Source organism: Skermanella sp. (genome assembly GCF_059503625.1).
In genome coordinates, this window is record NZ_JCACHA010000843.1 from 1 (window position 1) to 8,489 (window position 8,489).

At 67.4% G+C, this 8,489-nt stretch carries 8 protein-coding genes and 1 pseudogene; 7 read left to right on the forward strand and 2 right to left on the reverse strand.

Annotated features, from left to right (window positions below; genetic code table 11):
- Window positions 1–1,359 (forward strand): annotated as a pseudogene (locus AC5JJ6_RS30455) (DUF3971 domain-containing protein); the annotation flags it as partial.
- A 10-nt stretch (window positions 1,360–1,369) separates the two neighbouring features.
- Here AC5JJ6_RS30455 and tyrS read toward each other — a convergent pair.
- Window positions 1,370–2,623 (reverse strand): tyrosine--tRNA ligase, encoded by a 1,254-nt coding sequence (gene tyrS, locus AC5JJ6_RS30460; RefSeq protein WP_496045652.1) that lies wholly within the window; start codon window positions 2,621–2,623, stop codon window positions 1,370–1,372.
- Window positions 2,624–2,818: 195 nt separating this feature from the next.
- On the opposite strand from tyrS, the gene AC5JJ6_RS30465 reads away from it, so the two are divergent.
- Window positions 2,819–3,886, forward strand: a complete 1,068-nt coding sequence (locus AC5JJ6_RS30465) for an anhydro-N-acetylmuramic acid kinase (RefSeq protein ID WP_496045653.1) — start codon at window positions 2,819–2,821, stop codon at window positions 3,884–3,886.
- A 51-nt stretch (window positions 3,887–3,937) separates the two neighbouring features.
- Here the strand turns inward: AC5JJ6_RS30465 and AC5JJ6_RS30470 are convergent, their stop codons facing one another.
- Window positions 3,938–4,600, reverse strand: a complete 663-nt coding sequence (locus AC5JJ6_RS30470; RefSeq protein ID WP_496045654.1) for an alpha/beta hydrolase — start codon at window positions 4,598–4,600, stop codon at window positions 3,938–3,940.
- A gap of 376 nt (window positions 4,601–4,976) precedes the next feature.
- On the opposite strand from AC5JJ6_RS30470, the gene AC5JJ6_RS30475 reads away from it, so the two are divergent.
- The 5 genes from AC5JJ6_RS30475 to AC5JJ6_RS30495 form a co-directional block, all read left to right on the forward strand.
- A complete protein-coding gene (locus AC5JJ6_RS30475; protein WP_429646815.1) occupies window positions 4,977–5,462 on the forward strand; it encodes an Rrf2 family transcriptional regulator in 486 nt (161 codons plus the stop codon).
- Window positions 5,463–5,515: 53 nt separating this feature from the next.
- Window positions 5,516–6,640 carry a cysteine desulfurase family protein gene (locus AC5JJ6_RS30480; protein WP_496045655.1) on the forward strand — a complete coding sequence of 375 codons (1,125 nt, stop codon included), beginning with the start codon at window positions 5,516–5,518 and terminating at the stop codon, window positions 6,638–6,640.
- Between the two features lie 123 nt (window positions 6,641–6,763).
- Entirely contained in the window at window positions 6,764–7,402 is a 639-nt protein-coding gene (locus AC5JJ6_RS30485; protein WP_496045656.1) for a molecular chaperone DnaJ, read from the forward strand.
- A 132-nt stretch (window positions 7,403–7,534) separates the two neighbouring features.
- On the forward strand, window positions 7,535–7,867 hold the full coding sequence (locus AC5JJ6_RS30490) for a ferredoxin family 2Fe-2S iron-sulfur cluster binding protein (RefSeq protein WP_496045657.1): 333 nt from the start codon (window positions 7,535–7,537) through the stop codon (window positions 7,865–7,867).
- Window positions 7,868–7,873: 6 nt separating this feature from the next.
- Window positions 7,874–8,489: TenA family protein (locus tag AC5JJ6_RS30495; RefSeq protein ID WP_496045658.1), on the forward strand; the 616-nt coding region annotated here is incomplete at its 3' end.

Below are 8,489 nucleotides of genomic sequence, written 5' to 3' on the forward strand. Positions count from 1 at the left end.
AAGGCCGACATCCTGACCCGGATCACCGCGCGCGGCGAGGTCGGCGACGGCGACCGCGAGCGGCTGGGATTTCCGACCAAGCCGTACCTGTCGGGTCCCGTCCAGATGGACGCGGTCTACACCGTCGCCAAGCCCGGCCAGGGCCGCCTTGCCGCGACCTTCGACCTGCGGGAGGCCGCCATGGCGGTCGAACCGCTGGGCTGGACCAAGGCTCCGGGGCTGCCCGGCACGCTGAAGGGCACGCTGGAACTGAACCGGGGCGATGCGCTGCGCCTGTCCGGCATCACCATCGACACGGCGGGATTGAAGGCGGCCGGCGCGGTCGAACTGGCGGGCGGCGGCGACAGGGTCGCCGGCGCCAGCGTTTCGGACCTGTCGCTGGGGGAGACGCGAGCCTCGGGTTCCGCCGTTCCGATAGCCGGAGGCGGCTGGAAGCTCCAGGTGTCCGGACGCAGCCTGGACGCCCGTCCGCTGATGGAGGACGGCAAAGGGCCGGGCCGCGACGGCACCGAGGCCGGAAACCCAGAGGAAAAGGTACCGCTGGAAGTGACGGCCAAGCTCGGCCGCGTCATCCTGGGCGATGGCCGCGCGTTGCGCGACGTCCAGGCCGATCTCAAGCGCGACCGGCTGGACTGGACTTCGGCGCAGGTGGAATCGAAGGTCGGCGACGCGAACGCTCCCATGGTCCTGCGCTACGGACCGGACGGCAGGGCGCGGCGCCTGGTGCTGGAGACCAGCGACGCCGGCGCCCTGCTGCATGCGCTCGACCTGTTCGACAACATACGCGGCGGACGCCTGACCATCGTCGGCCGCACCGACCCGGCCAAGCCCGACAGCGCGCTGGCGGGCCGGATCGAGATGAACGACTACGAGGCGGTCAACGCTCCGGCGCTGGCCCGCCTGCTCAACGCCGCCTCGCCCAGCGGTTTCGCCGAACTGGTGGAAGGCCGCAGCATCAGCTTCGCCAAGCTGACCGGCGAGTTCCGCTGGGAAGAGTCGCTGAAGAAGATCTGGTTCAAGAACGTCCGCACATCGGGTTCGGCGCTGGGCCTGACGATGGAGGGTCTGGTCGACCTCAAGGCCGACCGGGCGGAGTTGCAGGGAACCATCGTGCCGGTCTACGGACTGAACCGCCTGCTCGGCATCATCCCGCTGCTGGGCGACATCGTGACCGGCGGCGAGGGTCAGGGCGTCTTCTCCGCGACATACAGGATCGACGGGAAACTCAGCGATCCGAATGTCAGCGTCAATCCCCTGGCCGTGCTGGCGCCGGGCTTCCTGCGAAACCTGTTCTTCCTGGACCATGACCCGGGGGTCAAGAAGGACCCCTGGGTCTATGAGTATCCGGAGTCGGATTGAGGGGTGGCTCTCACGCCACCTTGACCAGCACGTGCCGCTTCTTGCCGGCGGACAGCTTCAGCACGCCGTCCGCGTTCAGGTCGGCCGCCGTCACGGCGCGGGCTTCGTCCCCGATCGCCTCGTCGTTCAGGCGGGCGCCGTTGCCCTTGATCAGGCGGCGGGCTTCGCCCTTGGATGCTGCCAGCTCGGCACGGACCAGCAGATCGACTACCGGGATGCCGGCGGCCAGGTCGGCCGACGTCACCTCGATCGTCGGCAGGCCTTCGGCCAGCGCGCCCTGCTCGAAGGTGCGTCTGGCGGTCTCCGCCGCTTCCAGCGCCGCCGCTTCGCCGTGGGCGAGTTTGGTCGCCTCGAAGGCCAGCCGCTTCTTCGCCTCGTTGATGCCGGCGCCTTCGAGCTTTTCAAACTCGGCGATTTCTTCCAGCGAGAGTTCGGTGAACAGCTTCAGGAAGCGGCCGACATCGCCATCCTCCGTGTTGCGCCAGAACTGCCAGTAATCGTACGACGACAGGCGGTCGGCGTTGAGCCAGACCGCGCCGCCGAGCGACTTGCCCATCTTGACGCCGGACGATGTCATGATCAGCGGGGTCGTCAGGCCGAACAGGCTGGCCTGATCGACCCGGCGGCCCAGCTCGACGCCGTTGACGATGTTGCCCCACTGGTCCGAGCCGCCCATCTGGAGCCGGCAGCCGGTCCGGCGGAACAGTTCCAGGAAGTCGTAGGCCTGGAGGATCATGTAGTTGAATTCCAGGAACGTCATCGGCTGCTCACGCTCCAGCCGCAACTTTACGCTGTCGAAAGTCAACATGCGGTTGATCGTGAAGTGGACGCCCATGTCTCGCAGGAAGGTGATGTATTCCAGCTTTTCCAGCCAGTCGGCGTTGTTGACCATGACGGCGTCGGTCGGTCCGTCGCCGAACGTCAGGAACTGGCCGAACACCCGCTTGATGCTCGCCATGTTGGCGGCGATCTGCTCGTCCGTCAGCATCTTGCGGCTTTCGTCCCGGCCGGTCGGATCGCCGATCTTGGTCGTGCCGCCGCCCATCAGGACCACCGGCTTGTGGCCGGTGCGCTGGAGCAGGCGCAACATCATGATCGAGACGAGGTGCCCGATATGCAGGCTGTCCGCCGTGCAGTCATAGCCGATATAAGCGGTGACGACTCCCTCGGAGGCCAGTTTGTCCAGGCCTTCCACATCCGTGCACTGATGGATGAAGCCGCGCGCCGACAGGGTGCGCAGAAATTCCGAACGGAGATCGCTCATCACGCTGTTCCAGGGTTTGATGCAAGGTTTAGTCAAGGCGCGTCTGTTAGCATAAAGGGCCCGATCGAGCCAGCGGGGCTTGCGGCGTCACGGTGCGTCGTGGGAAACAGGCCGTGGGAAACAGGCCGTGGGAAACGGAATGCTCGGTAAATTTACTCGCTTACATCGTCATCAACCAGCAACGGCAGTGAAGCCATGACGTCCTCTCCCCTGCGGACAGCCCTGGGCCTGATGAGCGGCACCTCGCTCGACGGGATCGACGCGGCCTTGATCCGCACCGACGGCATCTCCCATGTCGAGACCGGCGCGCATCTGACGATCCCCTACGGCGACGAGTTCCGGGCCAAGCTGCGCGGTTGCCTGGGCGGCAAGGGTCCCGTGGCGGAGGTCGAGCGCGAGCTGACCGAACTGCACGCCGATGCGGTCAAGCGGCTGGCGCGGGAAGCAGGCGGCATCGACCTGATCGGCTTCCACGGCCATACGATCTTCCACGCGCCCGACCAGGGCCGGACGTGGCAGATCGGCGACGGGTCGCTGCTGGCTCGGCTGACCGGCATCCCCGTCGTCTTCGACTTCCGGACCGCCGATGTCGCGGCCGGCGGCCAAGGCGCTCCGCTGGTGCCGCTGTTCCACCGGGCGCTGGCCGCAACGCTGGAACGGCCGCTGGCGGTGCTCAACATCGGCGGCGTCGCCAACGTGACGTGGCTGGGGCACGGCGACGAAGACGTGCTGGCCTTCGACACCGGACCGGGCAACGCCCTGATCGACGACTGGGTACTGTCGCACACCGGGCGAGGTTACGACGCGGACGGGGCGCTGGCGGCATCCGGCACGATCGACCAGGACGTGCTGGCGCGCCTGATGGGTTCGCCGTATTTCGGCCAGCCCGCCCCGAAGTCGCTGGATCGCGACGCCTTCGATCCGTCGCCCGTATCGGCCCTGAGCGCCGCCGACGGAGCGGCGACGCTGACCGCCTTCACGGCGGCCTCGGTCGCCCGCTCGGCCGAACTGCTGCCGGAACCGCCCGTCCGCTGGCTGGTCACGGGCGGCGGGCGGCTGAACGGCTTCCTGATGGAATTGCTGCGGCAGATGCTGGGGACGGTGGTCGAGCCGGTGGACGCGGTGGACTGGCAGGGCGACGCCTTGGAGGCGCAGGCGTTCGGCTATCTGGCGGTGCGCAGCCGACTGGGATTGCCGCTGAGCCTGCCCGGCACGACCGGCGTGCCGCAGCCGGTGACCGGCGGGCGCTTCAGCGCGCCTTGAAAGAACGTTCCTGGAGTGGGGCGCCACCCCGCTCCAGGATTCGGGCGAACCCTACTCCGCGACCGCCGCCATCCGGCTGCCGAGCGCATTGTCGAGGTAGTCGTCGACATGCTTGTCGAGCTGTTCGACGTGGTTGGAGAACAGGTGCGTCGCACCGTCCACCAGCCGGTAGTCGATCCGGATGTCGCGCTGGTGCGACAGCTTGTTGACGAGCTTATGGACGCTCTGTTCGGGCACCAGTTCGTCCTTGTTGCCGTGGACGATCAGGCCGCTGGACGGACAGGGCGCCAGGAAGCTGAAGTCGAACGAGTTGGCCGGAGGGGCCACCGAGATGAAACCGTCGATTTCGGGCCGGCGCATCAGCAGCTGCATGCCGACCCAGGCGCCGAACGAGTGACCGGCGATCCAGCACGCCGAAGCGTTGGGGTTGAAGGTCTGGAGCCAGTCGAGCGCCGAGGCCGCATCGCTCAGTTCGCCCTCGCCCCGGTCGTAGGTGCCCTGACTGCGTCCGACACCTCGGAAATTGAACCGGAGGGTCGAAAATCCCCGGCGGCCGAACGCGTGAAACAGGGTGTAGACCACCTTGTTGTTCATCGTCCCGCCGTGCTGCGGATGAGGATGCAGGAACAGCGCGACGGGCGCGTTGGGCTGCTTGCCGTGAACATACCGGCCTTCGATCCGTCCGGCCGGTCCATTGATCATTACTTCAGGCATTGCGGTGTGGGTCCCGGCGAAAACAGGTTGGCCCATACCTGACGGTATGAGTGGGCGGGGCTCGTTGATAACCGAGAAAGCGAGTAGGATGTTCACCCGAGCATGCGAAGATCCCGCCGTTGGAATACTTGACCACTGCACTAGGTCATTATATACCGAATTGAGGTGATCCTCGGCGCCCGCTGACTACCCAGGCGTGTTGGTCATACCAATTCGACAAGACCGCCGACTATACCACAGCGAATGACGGGGTGTTCAAGCATCTTCGCCAGTAAATCGACCGCCGGAACGATGCCGTGGTAAATATCACCCGTCGGCAAGGACGCGGTAAGGGTATATCGGGGATGGTGTTCAGGCAGAAGCAGGAGTGGCTGGAATGAGATTGAGCACCAAGGGGCGCTACGCCGTAATGGCGATGGTCGATCTTGCGAGCAGCGGCAAAGGCGCTCCGATCGCACTTGCGGACATCGCCGAACGGCAGGAAATCTCGCTGTCCTACCTGGAACAGCTGTTCGCACGCCTGCGCAAGGGTGGTCTCGTCAAGAGCGTGCGCGGTCCCGGCGGCGGATACCTGCTGGCCCGTCCCGCCGACCAGATGCGGATTTCCGACATCATCCTCGCGGTCGACGAGCCGATCCGCGCCACCCGCTGCGCCGCCGGCTCCCCCGCCGGATGCCGTACCAACCTGGGCCGCTGCCTGACCCATGACCTGTGGGAGGAGCTGGGCAACCAGATCCACCTCTATCTCAGCAGCGTCACGGTCGCCGACGTGTGCGAGCGCCGGGTTCTCGGATCGTCCCATGTCATGCTGCCCGACGCGGTCGTCGAACCGCGCGCTGCGGCCGCTGAAGCGGCGGAGTAGGCTCAACGCGAACGGGCCTCGCCCGACGGACCTGTGATACACAAGAAGCCGGCATGCGCGATCCCATCTATCTCGACTACAACGCGACGGCCCCCATCCGGCCGGAGGTGCGCGATGCCGTGGCCGCCGCCTTCGAGGTTTCCGGCAACCCGTCGTCCGTCCACGGTTTCGGCCGCCGCGCCCGCCGCGTGGTCGAGGATGCGCGGGCGGAAGTCGCTGTATTGTGCGGCGTCGCTCCGGCGCGCGTCGTGTTCACCTCGGGCGGCACGGAAGCCAATACGGCGGCCCTCCGCGCCACCGGCCGGACCGGCATCCTGGTGTCGGCGATCGAACACGACAGCGTCCTGGAAACGGTGCCGGACGCCCCGCGCATTCCGGTCACCGCCGGCGGGCTGGTCGATCTGGAAGCGCTGGAGCGTCTGCTGAACGATGCCGAAGGACCGGCCCTGGTCTCCGTCATGCGGGTCAACAACGAGACCGGCGCGATCCAGCCGCTGGCCGATGTCGCCCGCATCGCCCATGCGCACGGCGCGCTGGTCCACAGCGACGCCGTCCAGGCCGCCGGCCGGATCCCGCTGGACATGGATGCGCTGGGCATCGACCTCATGACCCTGTCGGCCCATAAGCTGGGGGGACCGCAGGGCGTCGGCGCGCTGATCGTCCGCGACGGCATCCCGATCGCTCCGGTACTGCGGGGCGGCGGGCAGGAGCACCGGCGCCGGGCCGGGACCGAGAACGTCGCCGGCATAGCGGGGTTCGGCGCCGCCGCCCGGCTGGCCCGCGAGGGGCTGGATGCCCAGGGCACGCTTGCCGAACTGCGCGATGGCATGGAGCGCCGGCTGATCCGGGCGGCACAGGAGGCGGGGAAACCGGCGCTGGTCTACGGCCATGCCTCGCCGAGGGTCGCCAACACGACCTGCATAGCGATGCCGGGGGCCACCAGCGAGACCCAGATCATGACGCTGGACCTTGCCGGAATAGCGGTCAGCGCCGGATCGGCCTGCTCAAGCGGCAAGGTCAAGCCGTCCCACGTGCTGACCGCCATGGGCGTGCCCGCCGCCGAGGCGGGATCGGCGATCCGCATCAGCCTTGGCTGGGCAACGACGGCGGGAGACATCGACCGCCTGGCCGAGGCCTGGGCGGCACTGCGGCGGAGGACGCCCGGTCCCGCCGCCTGACGACCTTTCCTCAAGGCTGTCCCCCGACCGCTGGCGTTGCCGAGGGGACACCTTATCTGTAAAGACGACGTGCGGCGGGTGCCGTGCTGCGCCCCTGAGCCATCATGACAGAAGCGATCCGGCATGACCGAGCGTAAACCACGAAGCGGAAGACCCGGCACGGTGACGGGGGACATCGTCTCCTGCTGGCTATGTTCCCAGCCGGTGTCGCAGCGCGCCCTGTTCTGCCATCATTGCGGCACGGTGCAGCCGCCGCGCATTCTCGATCCATTTACGCGGCTGGGCCTGCCGGTGCGCTTCGACGTCGATTCGGCGGTGGTGGAACGCCAGTTCACCGGCTTTCGCCGGACGCTCGCCCCGGAGCGTTTCGCCGACAAGGGGCCGCGCGAGAAGTCCAACGCGAGGGCGCACCTGGACGCGCTTCAGCATGCCTACGATACGCTGCGCGATCCCGTGCGCCGCGCGCGCTATCTGCTGGACATGGCAAGGACGACATCGGCCGGCACCGCCGCTCCGATCGACCCGGAACTGGCGGCGCTGGAAACCGAGGCGGCCGGAACTGACGACACGGCGGAGCTGGACCGGCTGGCGAACCGGGCCGCCCGCGATATCGAGCAGTGCATCCTGGACCTGTCCGCCGCGTTCCGTGCCAGCCAGCATACCTCCGCCGCCGGGGCCATGGCCCGGCTGGAGCGGCTGGAAGCCCTTGCGGCCACGATACGGGAGCGCCGGCAGCGTCTTCCCGAAGGGTCCGCGCAATAGGACATAAGCGTGCGGGAGAGTTATTCGCCGGGCAAATTGACGGATTCGCTTGACGAAGCCCAAGCCCGAACCTTTAGTCCCGCTTTCGCGGTTTCGGACCGATAAGAATAAAACGTACGGAGTTATGGCATCATGCCGAAGATCACTTTCATCGACACCGAGGGCACCCGCCGCGACGTGGATGCTCCCGTTGGCCTGTCGGTGCTGGAAATCGCCCACAAGAACGACATCGACCTGGAAGGTGCGTGCGAAGGCTCGCTCGCCTGCTCGACCTGCCACGTCATCGTCGAGCCGGAATGGTACGACCTGCTGAACGACGCATCCGAGGACGAGGAAGACATGCTGGACCTGGCGTTCGGCCTGACCAAGACCTCGCGCCTGGGCTGCCAGATCATCATGTCGGAAGAGCTGGACGGCCTGACGCTGAAGCTGCCGTCGGGCACCCGCAACATGCAGGGCGGCTGAGGCCGGATGCCCGAGCACCGGACGCCCGACCGGTTCTTCGACCGCCTGCGCCAAGCCGCCGGCGCGGAATGGACGCGCTACACCCGGCATGAGTTCGTCCGCCGGCTGGGCGACGGGTCCCTGGAGCAGGCGGCCTTCCGCCATTACCTGATCCAGGACTACCTGTTCCTGATCCATTTCGCGCGCGCCTATGCGCTGGCCGTCTACAAGAGCGACACGCTGGCCGACATGCGGCAGGCCGGGGCATCGCTTTCGGCGATCCTCGACCTTGAAATGGGCCTGCACGTCAAGTTCTGCGCCGGCTGGGGCCTGGACGAGGACGCCATGGCCGCGGCGCCGGAAGCCTCCGGCACGCTGGCCTATACCCGCTTCGTGCTGGAACGGGGCATGGCGGGCGACCTGCTGGACCTGCACGTGGCGCTGGCCCCCTGCATCGTCGGCTATGCCGAGATAGCGGCCGAACTGATGGCCGATCCCGCGACGAGGCTGGACGGCAACCCGTACCGCGAGTGGATCGAGATGTACGCCGGCGAGGAGTACGGGCAGGTCGCGGCGGCGGAGATCGCCCAGCTCGACAGCCTGTACGCCCGGCGCGGCGGCGAGGCGCGGTTCGGCGACCTGG